Raw genomic sequence first — 19,361 nt, 5'->3', positions numbered from 1 at the left:
TGAGGTGAGAGATGTCGCAATCGGTTCATGGTCACGAAGTGATGGAGATGATGCTGGCGCAAGGGGGGCAATTTACCCGTGCCAGCCTGAAGCAGGCGATGGCCGAGCGGTTCGGTGCCGAGGCCCGTTTTCATACCTGCAGCGCCAGCGAGATGGATGCGGAAGCGCTGATCGACTTTCTGGCTGCCCGCGGCAAATTCATCGACTCGGCTGAGGGTTTCCAGACCCGCGCCGACAAGATCTGCAACCACGGTTAATCCCGCTGCGAGCGCATCATGGCGCTCGCTCAATTCTTCGCCCTTTGCTATATTTCGCCCCCTCTCTTTTCCCTATTCAGGGCGTAGCCCGGGCGTTGTATGGATACTTTCTCTGCCGCAGTCATGCTGTTTCTGATCATGGACCCGCTGGGCAACCTGCCGGTCTTCCTCTCTATCCTGCGTCATATCGATCCCAAGCGACGTCGCAAGGTGATGGTGCGCGAGCTGCTCTTCTCGCTGGCCATCATGATGCTGTTCCTGTTCGTCGGTCAGCAGATCCTCGGTTTCCTCAACCTGCGGCAGGAGGCGGTCAGCATTGCGGGGGGTATCATCCTGTTCCTGATCGCCATCAAGATGATCTTCCCGAGTGAGGGGGGCGTGACCGGGCTGGCGGCGGGCGAGGAGCCCTTCCTGGTGCCGATGGCGATCCCGATGATCGCCGGTCCCTCGATCCTCGCCTCCTTGATGCTGCTGGCCAATCAGGAGCCCAGCCGGATGGTGGACTGGTCGCTGGCGCTCTTTATGGCCTGGGCCGCCAGCGCGGTGATCCTGATGTTCTACGAGGTATTCAACAAGCTGCTGGGTGAGCGGGGACTCACTGCGGTGGAGCGGTTGATGGGTATGCTGTTGGTGATGATCTCGGTCCAGATGCTGCTGGACGGGGTACATCACTATCTGGCAGTGACCGGCCAAGGCTGAGCGGTTTACTTCTTGAAGTGAATGAAACGGGGCTACGCAGAGCCCCGTTCTTTTCTTCCTGCCGAGAGGGCGTGTCGTCACTCGTGAGTGGTCGCTGCGGGTTCCAGTTTGCTCATGATGAGGGAGAGCAGCAATTCCCGCAGCCAGCGGTGGCCCGGATCCTCGCTGTGACGCTGATGCCAGATGAGCAGATGGGAGATGCTGTCCAACCCGATGGGCAGCGGCAGCTGCAACAGCGGATAGACCTGGGTAGCGTGGCGAGCGTAGAGCCTGGAGAGGGTCACTATCATGTCGGAGTGCATCCCCATCCGCAGCGCCGCCTCGAAGGAGGGCACGGTTGCCTCGATACGCCGGTAGAGATCCTGCTCTGCCAGCTTGTGATCCAGCATCCAGCGGTCCCGTCCCTCGCAGTAAGTCTGCACATGGGGATAACTGAGGTAGTGTTCCAGATTCCAGTTGGGCTCTCGCAGCGCGGGGTGGTGCTGCTGCACCAGACAGGTGAGGTCATCGACCGCCAGCACTCGCTGACAGATGCTGTCGGGCAGGGTATCGAGCCGATAATCGGAGCTGATGCAGTTCTCCCGCACCGCGAAGGCGATGTCCACCTGTCCCTGACTCATCTCAGTCAGACTGTTCTCGGTCCACTCCTCGTAACGCAAGCGGATCCTTGGTGCCTGCCGCTTCAGCTCGCTCAGGTAGAGCGGGGCAAACAGGGTAAAGGCGCTGTCCATGCTGGCGATGACGAACTCTCGCTCCGATCTGGCGGGGTCGAACTCGGGCGGCTGGATCAGGTTATCCAGCGACAGCAGGATGGGTTGCAACTGCTGCTGCAGTGCAAGGGCACGGCCGGTGGGTTCCAGCCCGTAGGCAGATCGGATGAAGAGGGGATCATTGAAGGTATCGCGCAGACGGCCGAGGGCTTTACTGACCGCGGACTGGCTCAGATGAAGGCGGCGTGCCGCCTTGCTGCCGTTGCGCTCTTCCAGCAATACCTGCAGGATAATCAGCAAATTGAGGTCGATGCGACCCAGTTGTTCCAGCAGCATGATATGAATCCTCTTCAATTCTAAGATGAATTTATACCATTTGTTTTCATATCTTGGCGATCTTATCCTCGAATGGTCTCAGGTTCGCATGAACCACTGGTACAGGATGTAGCGGTTGAGGGGACATGTAGCACAATCAATATGGCGACCTTTGGGTCGCCCTATTTTTTGGCTATGATTTATTTGCTCACTTGCACCTGCCTTGATTTTGCCCAACAATCCCTGCGCTCTATTTTGATACAAGTAACAGATATCTCTTTGTGAGGGAGTATCCCTATGGGACTCGGTGGAATTCATATCTGGCATATGCTGATCCTCTTGCTGGTCGTTGTGCTGGTCTTCGGCAGCAAGCGTCTTGCCAGTGCAGGTGAGGATCTGGGTACCGCCATCAAAGATTTTCGCAAGGCGATGCGTGACGACGCAAATCATCCGAAATAAGCAGTAGGAGTAGAAAATGTCTGTAGACGAGAAAGTTGAACTGAACGAAACCTGTGACAGCTGTGGCTGTTTTGCCGAGATCGGCACCATCATCGGCGAAGGCGACGATGTGATGGAGCTGGTTATTGAAGCCGCGGCCGAGGCGGATGCCCGCGCCAAGCTGGCTGCCTATGAAGCACTGGCCAAACAGGTCACCGCCGAAGCTCAAGTGAGCAGCGAACTGACCCAGGGCGCCAACGGCGTGATCCTGAAAGCCCGCCTGCAATTCACCTGCACCGCCGAAAAACTGATTTTCGAAATGCGGGCCCGCTCTATCTGAGTTGTCTGATAACGCGGCAGGTTTGCCTGCCGTGTTGACCCTTCTGCTGTGGGTCGGCGTTCTATAGTTACTCTATCCCACAGACGTTTTGCCCGGCGCGAGTCGGCCAACAGAAGGCGTAAATATCATGACGCAGCGATGGATCTCTGCCCCCAATCCCACCCTCTATCGTGATCCGTGCTGCCAACAGGCAGCAGGCGTGACCTCAGCACAGGGGCAGCCATCGTGATGCGACGCTGGATTTGGGCTCTGCTGGCCCTCTGCTGTTTTTCCCTGCTGGCGGCTGAGCTCAAGCCGGTGCGTTTGCCCCAACCCGGGGACCTCGAAAGCATTCTGCAAAAGCGCGAACTCAGGGCTCTGGTGGTCTATGAGCGCGGTTTCTATTTTCTCGATCGCGGCACCCAGTACGGCATTCTGGTCAATCAGCTGCAAGGATTCGAGCGCTGGCTGAACAACACCTATCTCGCTAAAGAGAAGGTCAAACTCAAGGTGGTCTACATCCCGGTGCGGCAGGACAAGCTGCTGGACTATCTGACCGAGGGGCGTGGGGATCTGGTGGCGGCGACCATGACGGTGACCCCGACCCGGCGTGAACAGGTGGCCTTCTCCCGGCCGCTCATCTCTTCCATCGAGGAGTGGGTGGTTAGCCAGAACAGCCTGCCCGCCTTCAGCCGCATTACCCAGCTCTCTGGCAGGCGGGTCTGGGTGCGGGCCAGCTCCAGCTACTACGAGAGCTTGCGCCAGCTCAACTGGTTGTTTCGCGAGTTGGGGCTGCCCCCCGTCTATATCGAGACGGTGCCCGAATATCTACAGGATGGCGATCTGCTGGAGATGGTGGCCGCCGGCATTATTCCCCTGACGGTGACCGACAGCTACAAGGGGCGGATCTGGCTGAGTGGCATGATCTCCGGTCTCAAGGCTCACAAGTTGATCCCCCTGCGCAGCAACGGCACCAGTGGCTGGGCGCTGCGCAAGAACAGCCCCGAGCTGCTGAAAGCGGTCAATGGCTATCTGGCGAGCGTCAGCCGCAACAGCCTCTACAGCGACATGACCCTGCGCCGGTTGCTGGTTCACAGCGAGCAGATGAGCAATATCCTGGCGCCAGATCCCATGGGGCGCCTTGCGACCATTCGCAAAGTGCTGGAGAAGTACGCCAATCAATACGATCTCGACTGGCTGATGCTGGCGGCGCTCGGCTACAAGGAGTCCGGCCTCAATCCCAAGGCGCGTTCGCACAAGGGGGCCGTGGGCATCATGCAACTGCTGCCCAGCACGGGGCGGGAGGTCGGCATCAACGGCGCCAGACTCACCACGCTGGAGGGCAATGTGGAGGCCGCCTGCCGCTACATGCGGTTGATCCTCGATACCTACTTCAATGATCCCAAGCTGGATCGGCTCAACCGCCACCTGTTTGCCCTCGCCGCCTACAACGCCGGGCCAAACCGGGTGCAGGCGCTGCGAGGCAAGGCGGAGAAACTGGGGCTCGATCCCAACGTCTGGTTCGGCAACGTAGATCAGCTGGTGGCCAACGAAGTCGGACAGGGGCCGATCAACTATGTCGGCACCATCTACAAGTACTACGTAGCCTATCGTTTCAGCTTGCCCCAGATCGAGGGTAAGGCTGCCGCTATCGAAGCGGCTCAGCCCTGAGCCGGTTGACCGGCAGGGTCGCCTGCACGGTCGGCAATTGCCAGCCACCGTCCCTGTGTTGCAGGAACCAGTGGGTGGGGCCGGTGGCCGGGATGAGATCTGGCTGGCTGAGCTGGCCCAGATAGCGCAACATCGGGGTATCATGCAGTTCCATCAGCAACTCCTTTTGAATATGTGAAGAGGCTCGCCAGCGTTATGACACCCGGCCATGACAGCAGGATGACACCATGATCCCCGGATCCTTTGCCCTGATCGACGATCCCCAGCTGGCGCTCAAGGTGCGTTGTCACTGGATCCGCCATGCCCGCGAGCGGATCCAGGCGCAGTACTACAGCTGGGAAGAGGACAGCAGCGGCAAGCTGCTGCTGAGCGAGCTGCTCCACGCCGCTCGACGCGGCGTCAAGGTGCAGCTGCTGGTGGATGATCTCTATGCCGGTGACAACCGCTTTCTGGAGATGGTGGCTCACTACCCCGGGATCGAAGTGCGGCTGTTCAACCCCTTCTGGCTGCGGGGCTGGCGCCCGCTGGCACTGCTGCTGGAGGGGCTGCTCAGCTTTCGCCGCATCAACCACCGGATGCATAACAAACTGCTGCTGGTGGATGGCAAGCTGGCGCTGATCGGCGGGCGCAACATAGGCGATCGCTACTTCGGTCTGGATCCGCAAGCCCCCTTCGTGGATCTCGATCTCGCCTGTCAGGGGGGGCTGTGCCAGCAGATGGCGCAGGGGTTCGAGCAGTTCTGGCACAGCCGCTGGAGTCACCCCATCCGCCATCTGCTGCGCCGCGAGCTGCTGCCCGCCGAAATAGAGGTGGTCAACGACTTCCTGTTCACCATGACGGATCCGGCGGTGGCGACGGTCTATGATCTGCCCGCGGCGCTGTTTGACGAGAGCGATGTACCGCTGCAGTGGCACGAGGGGCGGGCAGAGGTGTGGTTCGACCGTCCCGGCAAGGGGCTCATCTCCCGTCCCACCACCGCCCGTCAGCTCTGGCGCCAGCTGGCTGACAATCCCGGCTCGCTGGGGTTGGTGACCCCTTACCTCATCCTTACTCGCGGGTCTCGGCACCGTCTGGCGCGGCTACGCCAGCAGGGGGTCGCCATCGACATTCTCACCAACTCGCTGGCCAGCACCGATGTGCCGCTGGTCTATGGCGCCTACCAACGTTACCTAGGCTGGTTGCTTCGGCGCGGGATCCGGGTCGCCGAGTTTGATCATGGTCACGGCAGCCTGCACGCCAAGCTGATCCTGCTGGGGGAGGAGCGGGCGCTGTTTGGCAGCCTCAACCTCGATCCCCGCTCGCTGTTTCTCAATACCGAGCTGATGCTGCATCTGCACTGTCCGCCGATCTGCGAGGCGCTGCGAATGTGGCTGGCTCGCTGGCAGGAGCAGGCGGGTGGATTGCCGCGCAAACCCGAAGGGTGGTCAAGGCGACTGATAGCCCGCCTGAGCGACTGGTTGCCACTGCGCCGTTGGCTGTGAGGCGGCCATTTTTTGTGCGAGATCTCGCAAAGGCGTGTAGGCCTTTGCCGATGCACATCGCGGGTGAATAGCCATGATAGAGTCTATCTAACTGTTTTATAACCAGTTAATGGTGGTGACAAGGCTGTTTTTTGTACTCCAATGTGAATGGAATTGGCATAAAAACGTTTTTTATTTTGTTTTTATGCGTAATATTTCAGTTGCAAGGACAAACACGGCGGCTTGTCTGCCGTGTGGACGAAGGTTGTAACGGGTAGCTGGTCGGTTGCATCGCTGCAATTGGCGCGCACTTCAGATGGGTCGCGAACTATCGGAAAGTGAAACAGAGACCCGGTGTGGCCGGACTCCAATATGGAACATGCTATTTGCGAGGGGGTGACATGGACATGTCACCCCACTTTTTTGGTTCTTTGGCGAGTCTCGAGCCAATGAACGTTGGCCGCTAGGGGGCTGGTAAATAGCCTGACACGATATGGACCACTCTCGACCGCATTGAATCTCGGCAGCCCAGGTTAATGTAAAAAGGCCCCCTTGCATTAGCGAGGGGGCCTTTTTATCGGCCAGCGATCAGGGAAATATCAGCCCTTGATGCGCTCGATGCGGCCACCCAGACCCTGCAGCTTCTGCTCGATGTTCTCGTAGCCACGGTCGATGTGGTAGATGCGGTCGACGATGGTGGAGCCTTCGGCGACGAAGCCGGCTAGCACCAGGCTGGCAGAGGCGCGCAGATCGGTCGCCATCACCTGAGCCCCCTTGAGCTGAGCAGTGTCGCGGCAGATGGCCACATTACCCTGCAACTCGATGTCTGCGCCCATCCGTACCAGCTCGGGAACGTGCATGAAGCGGTTCTCGAAGATGGTTTCGGTGATCATGCCGGTACCTTGTGCCACCGCGTTCAGTACGGTGAACTGTGCCTGCATGTCGGTCGGGAAGGCCGGGTAGGGGGCGGTCTTGATGGTGACCGGCTTGAGGGTGCGGCCAGTCATGTCGAGGGTGATCCAGTCTTCACCCTTCTCAATCAGTGCGCCAGCCTCTTCCAGCTTGACCAGTACCGCTTCCAGCAGGGTCGGGTCGGTCTTGCGGCAGGTGATCTTGCCGCCGGTGACCGCCGCGCCCACCAGGAAGGTTCCGGTTTCGATGCGGTCAGGCTGCACGCTGTAGTTGCCGCCGTGCAGGCGCTCGACACCATCGATGGTCAGGGTGTCGGTACCCGCCCCCTGGATCTTGGCACCCAGGGTATTGAGGAAGTTGGCCAGATCGACCACTTCCGGCTCGCGCGCGGCGTTTTCGATCACGGTGCGGCCATCAGCCAGGGTCGCAGCCATCATCAGGTTTTCGGTACCGGTCACGGAGACCATATCCATCAGGATGTGAGCGCCTTTCAGGCGGCCATCGACACGGGCCTTGATGTAACCATCTTCGATGGTGATCTTGGCACCCATCAGCTGCAGGCCGTGGACGTGCAGGTTGACCGGACGGGCACCGATGGCGCAACCGCCGGGCAGGGAGACATCAGCGGCGCCGAAACGGGCAGCCAGCGGGCCCAGCGCCAGAATGGAGGCGCGCATGGTCTTCACCAGCTCGTAGGGGGCGACGTGGTTGTTGACCGCACCGGTCAGCACGGTGACGTTGCCGTTGACTTTGGTGGTGGCGCCCAGCATCTCCAGCAGCTTGATGGTGGTGCCCACATCTTTCAGGCGCGGCACGTTGGAGAGGTGTACCTCTTCATCACAGAGCAGGGTTGCGAACAGGATCGGCAGCGCGGCGTTTTTGGCGCCGGAGATGGTCACTTCGCCGTTGAGAGTACAACGACCATCGATTTTGAATTTGTCCATTTTTTACTTCGTTACCAAATCAGGAGGGCAATAGGAATTTACGTTCGCGTTTCCACTCGGCGTCGGTGAACGCCTTGATGGAGAGGGCGTGAATGGCGTTGCTGGCGATCTTGTCCATCAGCGGGGCATAGATGGCCTGCTGCTTCTTGACCCGGCTCATGCCGTCAAACATGTCACCGACGGCGATCACTTGGTAGTGACTACCGTCCCCTTTGACATGGACTTCGGACAATGGCAGAGCCTCAAGGAGTATCGCTTCAATTTCAGAGACTTGCATTATGCGTCCTCAGTTGTGAGCGGGGTTGACTGAAACAGCCCGGCCACCCCGTAGAGGTTGGCCAGGGTATAGAAATCACTGGAGGCGCCCACCAGTTGCGGTGTGGAGCCTCGCGCTAATACGGCTTTGGCCCATTTGACCAGCAGGGCCAGTCCGGCAGAGTCGAGGGTGGTGACGCCGCCGAGCTCAAGCTGGTCGTCCTGCCACCATTCGGCGCGGCGTTGCCACAGGTCATTGACCTGTGGCGCCTGCAGATCACCGCTGAGGGTCATGGTTTGAGTACCAGCGGCTTGGCGTTGTGTTCGCGCAACTGGGCGATCACCGCATCGATGCCATTCTGGCGAATGAGGCCGCCCAGCTCGCTCTGTTTGGCGGAGAGCAGGCTGATCCCCTCGGCCACCATGTCGAAGGCTTTCCACTCGCCGGTCTTGTTGTTCTTGCGCAGTTTGAACTCGAGGAAGATGTCCGGCTTGCCGGCCTCTTTCACGCTGACGTTGACGGCGGTGATGTTGCCGCTGGGAGCTTTGCCCGGCTCGACCTTGACGGTCTGCTTGTCAAAATGGGCCAGCGCATCGGCGTAGGAGCTCACCATGTACTCGGTGAACACCTCGACGAAGGCATTGCGCTGCGCTTCGGTGGTCTCTTTAATCTGGTTGCCAAGCACCTTGTAGGCGGCGAAGCGGTTGTCCACATAGGGCAGCAGCTCTTCGCGGATGATCACCCGCAGGTGATCCGGATTGCTTTTCACCTGGGCCTGATCGGCCTTCAGGCGGGCAAAGGTCTGCTTGGCAGCCTGATCCACCAGCGCGTTGGGGTCGGTGGCATCGACTGCGGCCTGGGCAGACAGGGAAAAGAGCATGCTGGTCATCAGGCCCAGCAGCAGGGCGATTTTCTTGAACATGATTACTCCTTCTTGCTGTCTGATTTGCTGTCGGAGGATTGGCTGTAGAGGAACTTGCCAATCAGATCTTCCAGCACGATGGCGGATTTGGTGTCTTCAATCAGGTCGCCATCCTTGAGCATCTCGGTGCCCATCTCCTCATCGCTGAAGCCGGGGGCCAGACCGATGTACTGCTCGCCGAGCAGACCGGAGGTGAGGATGGAGAGGGAGCTGGTATCGGCAAACTGGCCAGCGCTCTTTTGCATCATCAGGGTCACTTCGGGCACCTGGGTTTTCGGGTCCAGTACGATGTCGCTGACCCGACCAACCACCACGCCGCCGACCTTGACCGGCGAACGGACTTTCAGGCCGCCGATATTATCGAAATGCGCGCGCAGGGTATAGGTTTCTCCTTCCGGTTTGAAGCTCAAACCGGCCACTTGCAGGGCCAGTGCCAGAATGGCACCGATGCCAGCCAGCATGAAGGTGCCGACCAGGAATTCTACTTTGCTGAACTTCATCTTTACCTTATCCAAACATGACTGCAGTGAGTATAAAATCCAGGCCGAGCACGGCGAGGGATGAGTGGACCACAGTTCGGGTCGTGGCCTGACTGATCCCGGCCGAGGTCGGCTTGGCATCATAGCCGTTAAAGAGCGCAATCCAGGTGACCACCAGGGCGAAAATCAGGCTCTTGATGGCGCCCTGCATGATGTCTTCATGCCAGTCGACGGAGGCCTGCATGGCAGACCAGAAGCCCCCTTCGTCGACGCCTAGCCAGTCCACGCCGACCAGCTTGCCGCCGAAGATGCCGATCAGGCTGAACATAAAGGCCAGCAGCGGCATGCTGATGACGCCAGCCCAGAAGCGGGGGGCGACCACCCGGCGTAGCGGGTCGACCGCCATCATTTCGAGGCTTGAAAGCTGCTCGGTGGCTTTCATCAGGCCAATTTCAGCGGTCAGGGCCGAACCGGCACGGCCGGCAAACAGTAGCGCCGTGACCACAGGACCCAGCTCCCGCAGCAGGGAGAGGGAGACCAGCGGTCCCAGACTCTGCTCGGCGCCGAAATCCTTCAATACGTTGTAACCCTGCAGCGAGAGCACCATGCCGATGAACAGGCCGGAGACCAGAATGATGGCCACCGACTGTACGCCCACCACATACAACTGTTGGACAAGCAGCGGGAAGTGCTTGCGCGGTTCGGGTTTGCCCGCCAGCGCATGGAACAACATGATGGTGGCGCGACCGACGGAGCTGATAAACCGCACCCCGACCCGCCCCAGTTTGCTTATTTGACTTATCAACATCAGAGATCCTGTAGCAGATCGCCTGCCGGAAAATGAAACGGAACAGGACCATCGGGCAACCCTTTGAGGAACTGCTCGACTTCGGGATTGTGCTCCTCGCGCAGCTGGTCCGGCGTGCCGTGCGCCACCACCTTGCGATTGGCAATGATGTAGGCGTAATCGGCGATGCTCAGCACCTCTTTCACGTCGTGGGTGACGATGACGGAGGTGATACCGAGAGCATCGTTCAGCTCCTTGATCAGCTTGACCAGCACCGCCATGGTGATGGGGTCCTGCCCGACGAACGGCTCGTCATACATGATGAGGTCAGGATCGAGCGCAATTGCCCGTGCCAGCGCCGCCCGGCGTGCCATGCCGCCGGAGAGCTCGGAGGGCATCAGTTTCGCCGCGCCGCGCAAGCCCACCGCCTGCAGCTTCATCATGACGATGGTGTGGATCAGCTCCTCCGGCAGGCCGGAGTGCTCTCGCAGCGGGAAGGCCACGTTGTCGTAGACCGTCATGCCGGTAAACAGGGCGCCGCTCTGGAACAGCATGCTCATCCGCTTGCGCACTTCATAGAGGCGCGAACGGGAGAGGGTGGGGATGTCTTCCCCGTCAAACAGAATGTGACCGGACTCCGGCTTGAGCTGGCCACCGATCAGCCGCAGCAGGGTGGTTTTACCGATGCCGCTCGGGCCCATGACGGCGGTCACCTTGCCACGAGGAATGGTCAGGTTGATCCCGTCATACAACAGCCGATCTCCGTGACTGAAGGTCAGGTCGGAGATGGTGATCAGGTCATTGTTCAAACAATTGTCCATCCGGTGTAAATGAGGTGCGAATTTTATGGGGTAGTCTAGGTCTAAGCAACAGCAAGGAACAACTATTGAACAGGCTGCAAGCCCATTTGCACGACAGTTTTCTGTAACAAAGTGCGTCATCGAGAGCGGGACTTGCCATCCGATTCGCTTATCCGGGCAGACTTTTTTATAATCCCGCAGCTAATTTCGGCCCGGAGCTGTGTCTTTATGTCTGTAAAGCCTGAGAAAGTGTCTGAACTGTTCGATTTTCGTCGCAGTGCCCGCGCGGTGCTGGACACAGAAAAGCAAGCCATTGATGGACTCTATCAGTATCTGAACGACGCCTTCGACAAGGCGTGCGAAATGGTGCTGCGCTGCGGTGGCAAGATAGTGGTCACCGGCATGGGCAAATCGGGCCATATCGGCAGCAAGATCGCCGCCACCCTCGCCAGCACCGGCACACCGGCCTTCTTCCTTCACCCGGGAGAAGCGAGTCACGGCGATCTGGGGATGATCTCCAGTGGCGACCTTATCATCGCTATCTCCAACTCCGGCGAGAGCGACGAAATCCTGGCTCTGCTGCCTGTGCTCAAGCGCCGCGGCATTCCGCTCATCTGTATGACCGGTAATCCCGCCTCTACCATGGCCAAAGAGGCCAATGTGCACCTGTGCATCAAGGTGGAGAAAGAGGCCTGCCCGCTGGGTCTGGCGCCCACCTCCAGCACCACGGCAACCCTGGTGATGGGCGATGCCCTGGCGGTCGCCCTGCTGGAAGCGCGCGGTTTTACCGCCGATGACTTCGCGCTTTCGCACCCGGGCGGTTCCCTTGGCAAGCGTCTGTTGCTGCGGGTTGGCGACCTGATGCACAGCGGTGAGCTGTTGCCCCGGGTAGGGATAGATGCCACCATCAGCCAGGCGCTGCTGGAAGTGAGCCGCAAAGGACTCGGTATGACGGCTGTGGTCGATGGCAATGGCCTGCTGGCCGGGCTCTTTACCGATGGCGACCTGCGCCGCATTCTTGACCAGCAGATCGATATCCATCACACCCCCATCAGCCGTGTGATGACGGGCAACTGTGTTACCGTAGGTCCAGAGATGATGGCTGCAGAAGCCGTCAAGCTGATGGAAACGAGAAAAATCAACGGATTACTGGTCGTGGATGAAGAGAAACGCCCGCTCGGCGCCTTCAACATGCACGACCTGCTGAAAGCCGGAGTAATTTGATGCAAAACGTACCGACCCTCTATGGTCCGGTGACGCGCAGCCAGTTCGACAAGGCGGCGCAAATCCGCCTGCTGGTGTGCGATGTGGACGGGGTGCTCTCCAACGGCCTCATCTACATGGGAAACAACGGCGAAGAGCTGAAAACCTTCTGTACCCGCGATGGTGCGGGCATGCGAGCACTGCTCAATGCCGGGATCGAGATCGCCATCATCACCGGGCGCAACTCCCGTATCGTCAGCGATCGGATGAAAAGCCTGGGGGTGGCTCATGTGGTGCAGGGGGCTGATAAAAAGCTGCCTCACTTCGAAGCGCTGCTGGCTAAGCTGGGGCTGACTGCTGAACAGGCCGCCTATATGGGCGATGACACCATCGATCTGCCGGTGATGGCCGCCTGCGGCCTGGGTATCGCGGTGGCCGATGCCCATCCGCTGGTGCTGAATCGTGCCGATATGGTGACCCGGCTTGGCGGTGGCATGGGCGCGGTGCGCGAGGTGTGTGACCTCATTTTGCAGGCGCAGGGCCACGACGATTATCAGCCCGAGGCCTCGGTATGAGCAGACAGACCCTGTTGTTTGCCCTGCTGTTTCTGGTCGCGCTGGTTGCCTGGCAGTTGGGCAAGGTTGAGCTGGTGCCTGAGAGCGCCGTCAAAATCGAAAACTATCAGCCGGATTTTGTCGCCAAAGATCTGGTGACCACCCGTTTTGATATCAACGGCAAGCGCACCGAGCGGCTGGAGTCGACCTACGCCGAGTATTATCAAATCCTCGAGCAGGCCACTTTCGACAAGCCGGTGGTCTACATGTATGACGATCAGGGTGCCGCCGAGTGGAAGGTGACCGCCGAAACCGGCGTGCTCAACACCGGCGACAACGTCATCCTGCGGGACAAAGTGCATCTGGATGGTCTGCTGCCCACCTCTTTCATCTCCACACTGGATACCCCCTATCTGGAGCTGGATCTGGTGACACAGGATGTGCGCAGCAACCGAGAAGTGAACATTCTGGGTCGGGATTTCCAGACCCAAGGGGTTGGCCTCAAGGGCCATCTGGACCGCAAATATTTTGAGTTACTGGATCAAGGCCATGCCATCTATTTCAATGAAAAACGCTAATCTGGCCCTCGCAGCCCTGTTGTTGTGTGGTGCGGTGACTGCCAAAGAGTCCGACTTTGCCGAGAAGGTCTACGTCGATGCCGTCAAACAGGTGGCCGAGATGCAGGACAACCGCATCACCTTCGAAGAGGATGTGACCATCAATCAGGGCACCATCCGGATCAAGGCTGACAAGGTGGTAGTGACCCGTTCCGGCGAGAAAGGGGCCGAGGTGATGACTGCCTACGGCAAGCCCGCCACCTTCTTCCAGATCCTGGATAACGGCAAGCCGGTCAATGCCCACGGCAATACCATCCGCTACGAGCTGAAGAACCGTCTGGTGACCATCACCGGCAACGGTCAGCTCAAGCAGGAAGATAGCCAGGTCAATGGCGATCTGATCCGCTACGACATCGTCAAACAGAAGATGATTGCCGAGAGCAAGAGCCCGAGCCAGCGGGTCAAAACTGTATTCCTGCCGGATCAGGTAGAGAATTTCGATAAGCCCGCCGACCAGAAGAAGCAGGGAAAATAAGCCATGGCAGTGTTAAAAGCAGTGGGTCTGCAGAAGAGCTACAAGCGCCGCATGGTGGTGAGTGACGTCAGCCTGGAAGTGGGCACCGGCCAGATTGTCGGCCTGCTCGGCCCCAACGGGGCGGGCAAGACCACCTCCTTCTACATGATCGTGGGGCTGGTGCAGCGCGATGCCGGTCTCATCACCATCGACGATCAGGACATCAGCCTGCAGCCCATGCATGTGCGGGCGCGTAACGGCATCGGTTACCTGCCGCAGGAGGCCTCCATCTTCCGTCGCCTGTCGGTGTTCGACAACCTGATGGGCGTGATGCAGACCCGCAAGGGGTTGAGCCGTGAAGAGCGTGAAGACAAGGTTCAGCAACTGCTGGAAGAGTTCAATATCACCCACATTCGCGACAACCTGGGGCAGAGCCTCTCCGGCGGTGAGCGCCGTCGGGTCGAGATCGCCCGTGCGCTGGCGGCCGAGCCGCGTTTTATTCTGCTGGATGAACCCTTTGCAGGGGTTGACCCGATTTCTGTGATAGACATCAAGAAGATCATTCAGCATCTGAAAGATAGAGGCCTTGGCGTCTTGATTACCGACCACAACGTCAGAGAGACTCTGGACGTATGTGAGAAGGCCTATATCGTCAGCCACGGCAAGATGATTGCCGAAGGTGCACCGGCTGACATCCTTGCCGATGAGCAGGTCAAGCGCGTCTATTTGGGCGATCAATTCAGTCTATAGTAAGGGGGCATGCCTTCATTTCCTTTGACGAGTGCCTCGCTGAACATAAGGATATCCCGACGTAGATGAAGCCGACATTACAGTTGCGTCTCGGTCAGTCCCTGACCATGACGCCGCAATTACAACAAGCGATTCGTCTGCTCCAGCTCTCCACTCTGGAACTTCAGCAGGAAATTCAGCAAGCGCTCGAAAACAACCCTCTGCTGGAGCAGGAAGAGAGCGAGGCGCAAGAGACCAGTCCGGAAGCGCCGGTCGATGCCAGCCAGCTGGATTCCAGCGATGCCATGGCTCAGGAGCAGATGCCGGATGAGTTGCCGGTGGATACCACCTGGGACGAGGTTTACTCTGCCGGCACCGCCCAGAGCGCGGGCCCCATCCACGATGGGGAAGATAGCGTCTATCAGGGTGAAACCACCGAAAACCTGCAGGATTATCTGCTGTGGCAGATGCGACTCACACCGTTTAGCGATGTGGATGCCGCCATCGCGCTCGCCATCATCGATGCCATCGACGAATCAGGTTATCTGACCGTTGCGCTGGAGGATATCCAGGCTGCCGTCACCAGCGATGACGTAGAGGTGGAGCTCGATGAGGTCGAGGCGGTACTCAAGCGGGTGCAGCACTTCGATCCGGTCGGTATTGCTGCCCGTTCTGTGCAGGAGTGTTTGCTGATCCAGCTGGATCAGTATGACCCGCAGACCCCCTGGCTCAACGAGGCCAAGGAGGTGATCCTCGAGCACATGGAGCTGCTCGGCAACCGGGATTACCGCACCCTCGCCCGCAAGACAAAACTCAAGGAGAGCGACCTCAAGGAGGTGCTGGATTTGATCCAGCTGCTGGAGCCGCGCCCCGGCAATGGCATCATCCAGAGCGACTCCCAGTACGTGATCCCCGACGTCTCCGTGGTCAAGAAGGGCAGCAAGTGGGTGGTCGAGCTCAATCCCGACTCTGCCCCCCGCATCCGGGTCAACGAGACCTATGCCGCCATGGCCCGCAACGCCCGCAGCAGCACCGACACCCAGTTTATCCGCTCCCATTTGCAGGAAGCCAAGTGGTTCATCAAGAGCCTGGAAAGTCGCAATGACACCCTGCTGAAAGTGGCCAGTTGCATTGTCGAGCAGCAACAGGGCTTTTTCGAGTATGGTGAAGAGGCGATGAAGCCGATGGTGCTCAATGACATCGCCGAAGCGGTAGAGATGCATGAGTCGACCATCTCCCGGGTGACGACCCAGAAGTACATGCATACCCCCCGTGGTATCTTCGAATTGAAGTTTTTTTTCTCCAGCCATGTGAACACCGAAGGAGGAGGAGAGTGCTCATCGACCGCAATTCGCGCGCTCATCAAGAAGCTGGTCACGGCAGAGAATCCTGCCAAGCCGTTAAGTGATAGCAAGATCGCGGATTTGCTGGCCGAACAGGGTATTATGGTGGCGAGACGCACGATCGCTAAGTATCGCGAATCCTTGTTTATCCCACCTTCCAATCAGCGCAAACGCCTGGTTTAGGCAAACAAAAGGATGATGTTATGCAAATTAACCTGACCGGACACCATGTCGAGATCACCGAAGCTCTGCGTGATTATGTGAATAACAAATTTGCCAAACTCGAGCGTCACTTCGACCACATCAACAATGTTCATGTGGTGCTTAGCGTGGAAAAACTGAACCAGATAGCGGAAGCCAAATTGCACGTCAGCGGTGGCGAAGTGTTTGCCAACTCTGAACATGCCGATATGTATGCTGCGATAGACACCTTGCTCGACAAGCTGGACAGGCAGATCATCAAGCACAAAGATAAGTTAAACAAAAAATAACCATGCAACTTGAACACATACTGAGTCGGGACTGCACCAAGAGTGCAGTCCCTTGTACCAGCAAGAAACGCGCCCTCGAAATCATCAGCGAGCTGGCCGCCGAACGCCTTGGCACCTCCCGTCAGGCGCTGTTTGAATGCTTGCTGGCCCGCGAAAAGATGGGTAGTACCGGGATCGGTGCCGGTATTGCGATCCCCCACGGTCGCATTGACGATGAGTTCCCGCCAACCGCGATCCTGATGACCTTTGCCGACCCTATTCCTTTCGACTCCATCGACAATCAACCGGTTGACCTGCTGTTTGCCTTGCTGGTGCCGGAAAGCGAGTGCAAGCAGCATCTCAAGACCCTTTCTCTGATGGCTTCCAAGCTGGGTGACAAGGCGGTTTGCCGCCAGTTGCGTCAGGCAACCAGCGACGAAGAGCTCTATCAGATCATGACCTCGGCCTGACAGCAGGCCAAGGATGAGACACCCGTTTTGGCGTGAGGGAACAAGATGCAGTTAATCGTGGTAAGTGGACGTTCGGGCTCCGGTAAAACGGTAGCCCTGCGAGTGCTGGAAGATCTGGGTTACTACTGTGTGGATAACCTGCCGGTCAATTTGCTGCCCCAGCTGATTGTCTCGGTGGAGAGCCAGTACGACAAGCTGGCGGTCAGTATCGATGTGCGCAACCTGCCGAGCGATCCGGAGAAACTGGAAAATCTGCTGGCTCAGGTGCGCAATGAGGGGCGGGTTGAGTTCTCCAGCTTCTTCTTCGACGCTGACAACGGCACCCTGCTCAAGCGCTATGGCGAGAGCCGCCGTTTGCACCCCCTCTCACGCAATAAGCTGTCGCTGGATGAGGCGATTCGGGAGGAGACCCACCTGCTGGCGCCACTCTCCTCGACCGCTGACCTGCGCATCGACACCACCAGTCTCAGCATTCATGACCTGAGCGAGCTTATCAAGACCCGGGTACTCGGCAAGAAAGAGAACGAGCTGGTGCTGGTGTTCGAGTCGTTCGGCTTCAAGTACGGCATTCCCAAGGATGCCGACTTCGTGTTCGATGCCCGCTTCCTGCCTAACCCGCACTGGATCCCCGAGCTCAAGCCCTTCACCGGCAAGGATGAGCCGGTCGCCAACTACCTCTCGGCGCAGGCCGATGTGATGCTGTTTACTCAGCAGATCGAGAACATGCTGGCGACCTGGTTGCCCCATCTGGAGCGCAACAATCGTAGCTACCTCACGGTCGGCATCGGTTGCACCGGCGGTCAGCACCGCTCGGTCTTTATTGCAGAACGGCTGGCCAGTGCATTCCGTTTGCTTGGCAAGAACGTGCAGATCCGCCACCGCACTCTTGACAAGAGTGCCCCCCAATCCTGACGGACCAATAGGACGACCCGATGACTGTTTCCGCCTCGGTTGAAGTGAAAAACAAGCTGGGTATTCATGCCAGACCTGCCATGATGCTGTTCGAGCTGGTGCAGGGTTTCGATGCTCACGTGCTGCTGCGCAATGAAGATGGTGTGGAGGCCGATGCTGACAGCATCATCGGCCTGCTGATGCTGGATTCCGCGCAAGGGCGGCAGGTGGAAGTACAGGTTGAGGGCCCCGAAGAGGTCGAGGCCCTGGCCGCCGTGGTGGAGCTGTTCACCTCTGGCTTTAATGAGGAGTAGTCACTCCTCGTTCTTCTTCTATTCCTTTCACTTGTATTCGGTCGCGCTATTGCGGCATGACATGGCTGACTATGTAGTTCCATGGAGAAATGAGAGTTAGGCGCAGCCTAACAGGCTGCAGGCTGATGCAATAGACCTTTGCCGCGTTAGCTGGCCGATGAGACATTGCTGACTCCAGCCCGGTTCTGATAGCGCACATCCTCTTCAATGGTGACCACCACTTCCAGCGGCTTGCCGGAGCGTAACACCGATATGGTCAGCTTGGTGCCGGGGCGGCTCTCGGCGATCTTGTCCAAGGCGGCTCTGGGACCGCTGATGGCTTCGCCGTTGATCTTGAGCAGCACATCCCCTCGTTGCAGACCGCCTTTGGCTGCTGGACCGTAGGGATCCAGACTCTTCACTACCAGACCACGCAGATCGCCGAGATTCATCATCCGCGCGATTATCGGGTTGATCTCGACGCTGGATATCCCAAGGTAGCCTCGAATGACCCTGCCGTTGGTGATCAGCTCATCCATGATCCGCTTCGCCAGCCGGTAGGGGATGGCAAAGCTGATGCCGTAGCTCTCCTGATTGCCGTTGAGGTGATAAGTGGCGGTGTTGATGCCCACCAGATCGCCACGGCCGTTGACCAGCGCGCCACCCGAGTTGCCCTCGTTGATGGCGGCATCGGTCTGCAGCAGATCCTGCCGGCCATTGCTGTCCGGCCCCATGCTGGAGAGACCGGTGCGGCCGGTCGCGCTGATGATGCCCTGGGTGATGGTCTGGCCGACGTTGTAGGGATTGCCGATGGCGAGTACTACATCGCCCACTTCTGGCAACCGCTCCGGATCTTGCGGGATTACCGGCAGGTTATCTGACTCGATATAGAGCACGGCAAGGTCGGTAAGCGGGTCTGTGCCGACCAGCTCGGCACTGAAAACCCGGCCATCCTGCAGGGCTACGATGATCTGGTCGGCGTCAGCGATGACGTGGTAGTTGGTCAGCACGTAGCCGCGCTGGGTCATGATGACGCCGGAGCCCAGTCCTTGTGGACGCAGTTCTCCCTGATTGCCCTGGTTAGGAGCAAAGCTGCGGGTGTAGATGTTGACGACGGCGGGGCCGGCCCGATGAGCGGCATAGGAGAAACTCAGTTCTCGGGCATTGGTGATGAGCCCCGGGAGTTGGGCGCCACCGCGAAAATTGGGAAACAGCAGCAACAGCAGCGCCGCGACGGTCAAACCGAAACCGACAGACTTGCCCAAGTAACTGACTAAAGGGGAAATTTTCATGTCATTCTCATCCGTACAGGCTGCGCGCAGAGAATAACACTATCGATGGATAAAAATCACCCGCGGTGAAGGCCGC

26 protein-coding genes are annotated in these 19,361 nt (G+C 58.7%); 16 read left to right on the top strand and 10 right to left on the bottom strand.

All coding sequences use genetic code 11. The features are described 5' to 3' along the window. The first annotated feature begins 11 nt into the window (after positions 1–11). Positions 12–257 (top strand): YecH family metal-binding protein, encoded by a 246-nt coding sequence (locus G5179_RS18265; protein ID WP_005357633.1) that lies wholly within the window; start codon positions 12–14, stop codon positions 255–257. Between the two features lie 99 nt (positions 258–356). Next, a complete protein-coding gene (locus tag G5179_RS18260) occupies positions 357–956 on the top strand; it encodes a YhgN family NAAT transporter (protein WP_040069536.1) in 600 nt (199 codons plus the stop codon). A 77-nt stretch (positions 957–1,033) separates the two neighbouring features. Here the strand turns inward: G5179_RS18260 and G5179_RS18255 are convergent, their stop codons facing one another. Continuing rightward, entirely contained in the window at positions 1,034–2,002 is a 969-nt protein-coding gene (locus G5179_RS18255; protein ID WP_421258856.1) for a LysR substrate-binding domain-containing protein, read from the bottom strand. Positions 2,003–2,278: 276 nt separating this feature from the next. Between G5179_RS18255 and tatA the strand changes: the two genes are divergently transcribed. From tatA to G5179_RS18240, 3 genes are all read left to right on the top strand, one after another. Next, positions 2,279–2,440, top strand: coding sequence for a twin-arginine translocase TatA/TatE family subunit (gene tatA, locus G5179_RS18250; protein ID WP_005339944.1), 162 nt, complete (start codon positions 2,279–2,281; stop codon positions 2,438–2,440). A 16-nt stretch (positions 2,441–2,456) separates the two neighbouring features. Then, on the top strand, positions 2,457–2,759 hold the full coding sequence (locus G5179_RS18245) for a YfcZ/YiiS family protein (RefSeq protein WP_101531245.1): 303 nt from the start codon (positions 2,457–2,459) through the stop codon (positions 2,757–2,759). A gap of 228 nt (positions 2,760–2,987) precedes the next feature. Continuing rightward, a complete protein-coding gene (locus G5179_RS18240) occupies positions 2,988–4,409 on the top strand; it encodes a lytic transglycosylase F (RefSeq protein ID WP_216952226.1) in 1,422 nt (473 codons plus the stop codon). Here the strand turns inward: G5179_RS18240 and G5179_RS18235 are convergent. Next, the gene (locus G5179_RS18235; RefSeq protein ID WP_216952225.1) at positions 4,387–4,563 is read right to left on the bottom strand and encodes a hypothetical protein; all 177 of its coding nucleotides are present in this window, start codon (positions 4,561–4,563) and stop codon (positions 4,387–4,389) included. The genes G5179_RS18240 and G5179_RS18235 overlap by 23 nt on opposite strands. Before the next feature lie 73 nt (positions 4,564–4,636). On the opposite strand from G5179_RS18235, the gene G5179_RS18230 reads away from it, so the two are divergent. Beyond that, entirely contained in the window at positions 4,637–5,890 is a 1,254-nt protein-coding gene (locus G5179_RS18230; protein ID WP_421258855.1) for a phospholipase D-like domain-containing protein, read from the top strand. Between the two features lie 578 nt (positions 5,891–6,468). On the opposite strand, the gene murA is transcribed toward G5179_RS18230, so the two are convergent. From murA to mlaF, 7 genes are read right to left on the bottom strand one after another with little or no spacing between them, the layout of a single operon-like run. Beyond that, positions 6,469–7,725, bottom strand: coding sequence for a UDP-N-acetylglucosamine 1-carboxyvinyltransferase (murA, locus tag G5179_RS18225; RefSeq protein WP_216979958.1), 1,257 nt, complete (start codon positions 7,723–7,725; stop codon positions 6,469–6,471). Positions 7,726–7,744: 19 nt separating this feature from the next. Continuing rightward, positions 7,745–8,002, bottom strand: coding sequence for a BolA family iron metabolism protein IbaG (gene ibaG / locus G5179_RS18220; protein ID WP_005306001.1), 258 nt, complete (start codon positions 8,000–8,002; stop codon positions 7,745–7,747). Next, the gene (locus G5179_RS18215) at positions 8,002–8,274 is read right to left on the bottom strand and encodes an STAS domain-containing protein (RefSeq protein ID WP_421258854.1); all 273 of its coding nucleotides are present in this window, start codon (positions 8,272–8,274) and stop codon (positions 8,002–8,004) included. The genes ibaG and G5179_RS18215 overlap by 1 nt, the downstream gene beginning before the upstream one ends. Beyond that, positions 8,271–8,903, bottom strand: coding sequence for an MlaC/ttg2D family ABC transporter substrate-binding protein (locus G5179_RS18210; RefSeq protein ID WP_005336350.1), 633 nt, complete (start codon positions 8,901–8,903; stop codon positions 8,271–8,273). The genes G5179_RS18215 and G5179_RS18210 overlap by 4 nt, the downstream gene beginning before the upstream one ends. Before the next feature lie 2 nt (positions 8,904–8,905). After that, on the bottom strand, positions 8,906–9,403 hold the full coding sequence (gene mlaD, locus G5179_RS18205; RefSeq protein WP_019444849.1) for an outer membrane lipid asymmetry maintenance protein MlaD: 498 nt from the start codon (positions 9,401–9,403) through the stop codon (positions 8,906–8,908). A 7-nt stretch (positions 9,404–9,410) separates the two neighbouring features. Beyond that, positions 9,411–10,190: a lipid asymmetry maintenance ABC transporter permease subunit MlaE gene (mlaE, locus tag G5179_RS18200; RefSeq protein WP_005336345.1), complete on the bottom strand. Its 780-nt coding sequence runs from the start codon at positions 10,188–10,190 to the stop codon at positions 9,411–9,413. After that, on the bottom strand, positions 10,190–10,990 hold the full coding sequence (mlaF, locus tag G5179_RS18195) for a phospholipid ABC transporter ATP-binding protein MlaF (RefSeq protein WP_005336343.1): 801 nt from the start codon (positions 10,988–10,990) through the stop codon (positions 10,190–10,192). The genes mlaE and mlaF overlap by 1 nt, the downstream gene beginning before the upstream one ends. Before the next feature lie 207 nt (positions 10,991–11,197). Here mlaF and G5179_RS18190 point away from each other — a divergent pair, with 207 nt between their 5' ends. The 10 genes from G5179_RS18190 to npr all read left to right on the top strand — a co-directional run bounded on the left by G5179_RS18190 (position 11,198) and on the right by npr (position 18,014). Next, positions 11,198–12,193 (top strand): KpsF/GutQ family sugar-phosphate isomerase, encoded by a 996-nt coding sequence (locus G5179_RS18190; protein WP_421172518.1) that lies wholly within the window; start codon positions 11,198–11,200, stop codon positions 12,191–12,193. Continuing rightward, positions 12,193–12,747: a 3-deoxy-manno-octulosonate-8-phosphatase KdsC gene (gene kdsC, locus G5179_RS18185; RefSeq protein WP_199415645.1), complete on the top strand. Its 555-nt coding sequence runs from the start codon at positions 12,193–12,195 to the stop codon at positions 12,745–12,747. The genes G5179_RS18190 and kdsC overlap by 1 nt, the downstream gene beginning before the upstream one ends. Continuing rightward, positions 12,744–13,304, top strand: coding sequence for an LPS export ABC transporter periplasmic protein LptC (gene lptC / locus G5179_RS18180; protein WP_005336338.1), 561 nt, complete (start codon positions 12,744–12,746; stop codon positions 13,302–13,304). Before kdsC ends, lptC begins: the two co-directional genes overlap by 4 nt. Next, positions 13,291–13,818 carry a lipopolysaccharide transport periplasmic protein LptA gene (lptA, locus tag G5179_RS18175; protein WP_040068817.1) on the top strand — a complete coding sequence of 176 codons (528 nt, stop codon included), beginning with the start codon at positions 13,291–13,293 and terminating at the stop codon, positions 13,816–13,818. The genes lptC and lptA overlap by 14 nt, the downstream gene beginning before the upstream one ends. Before the next feature lie 3 nt (positions 13,819–13,821). Then, positions 13,822–14,547: an LPS export ABC transporter ATP-binding protein gene (gene lptB, locus G5179_RS18170; protein WP_005336333.1), complete on the top strand. Its 726-nt coding sequence runs from the start codon at positions 13,822–13,824 to the stop codon at positions 14,545–14,547. A gap of 65 nt (positions 14,548–14,612) precedes the next feature. Beyond that, a complete protein-coding gene (locus tag G5179_RS18165) occupies positions 14,613–16,052 on the top strand; it encodes an RNA polymerase factor sigma-54 (RefSeq protein ID WP_005336331.1) in 1,440 nt (479 codons plus the stop codon). A 20-nt stretch (positions 16,053–16,072) separates the two neighbouring features. After that, positions 16,073–16,360 carry a ribosome hibernation promoting factor gene (gene hpf / locus G5179_RS18160; RefSeq protein WP_005336323.1) on the top strand — a complete coding sequence of 96 codons (288 nt, stop codon included), beginning with the start codon at positions 16,073–16,075 and terminating at the stop codon, positions 16,358–16,360. A 2-nt stretch (positions 16,361–16,362) separates the two neighbouring features. Further along, positions 16,363–16,809, top strand: coding sequence for a PTS IIA-like nitrogen regulatory protein PtsN (gene ptsN, locus G5179_RS18155; RefSeq protein WP_005336322.1), 447 nt, complete (start codon positions 16,363–16,365; stop codon positions 16,807–16,809). Between the two features lie 45 nt (positions 16,810–16,854). Next, a complete protein-coding gene (gene rapZ / locus G5179_RS18150; protein ID WP_421258853.1) occupies positions 16,855–17,721 on the top strand; it encodes an RNase adapter RapZ in 867 nt (288 codons plus the stop codon). 20 nt (positions 17,722–17,741) lie between these two features. Continuing rightward, positions 17,742–18,014 carry a PTS phosphocarrier protein NPr gene (npr, locus tag G5179_RS18145; RefSeq protein ID WP_005336318.1) on the top strand — a complete coding sequence of 91 codons (273 nt, stop codon included), beginning with the start codon at positions 17,742–17,744 and terminating at the stop codon, positions 18,012–18,014. A 146-nt stretch (positions 18,015–18,160) separates the two neighbouring features. On the opposite strand, the gene degS is transcribed toward npr, so the two are convergent. Continuing rightward, a complete protein-coding gene (gene degS, locus G5179_RS18140) occupies positions 18,161–19,285 on the bottom strand; it encodes an outer membrane-stress sensor serine endopeptidase DegS (protein WP_421206659.1) in 1,125 nt (374 codons plus the stop codon). Positions 19,286–19,361 lie beyond the last annotated feature (76 nt).

The sequence above is a fragment of the Aeromonas sp. 600886 genome, assembly GCF_049174935.1.
GTDB classification, from domain to species: domain Bacteria; phylum Pseudomonadota; class Gammaproteobacteria; order Enterobacterales; family Aeromonadaceae; genus Aeromonas; species Aeromonas veronii_A.
The sequence above is the reverse complement of the archived record's forward strand: the minus strand, read 5'-3'. Positions and strand labels throughout refer to the sequence as shown.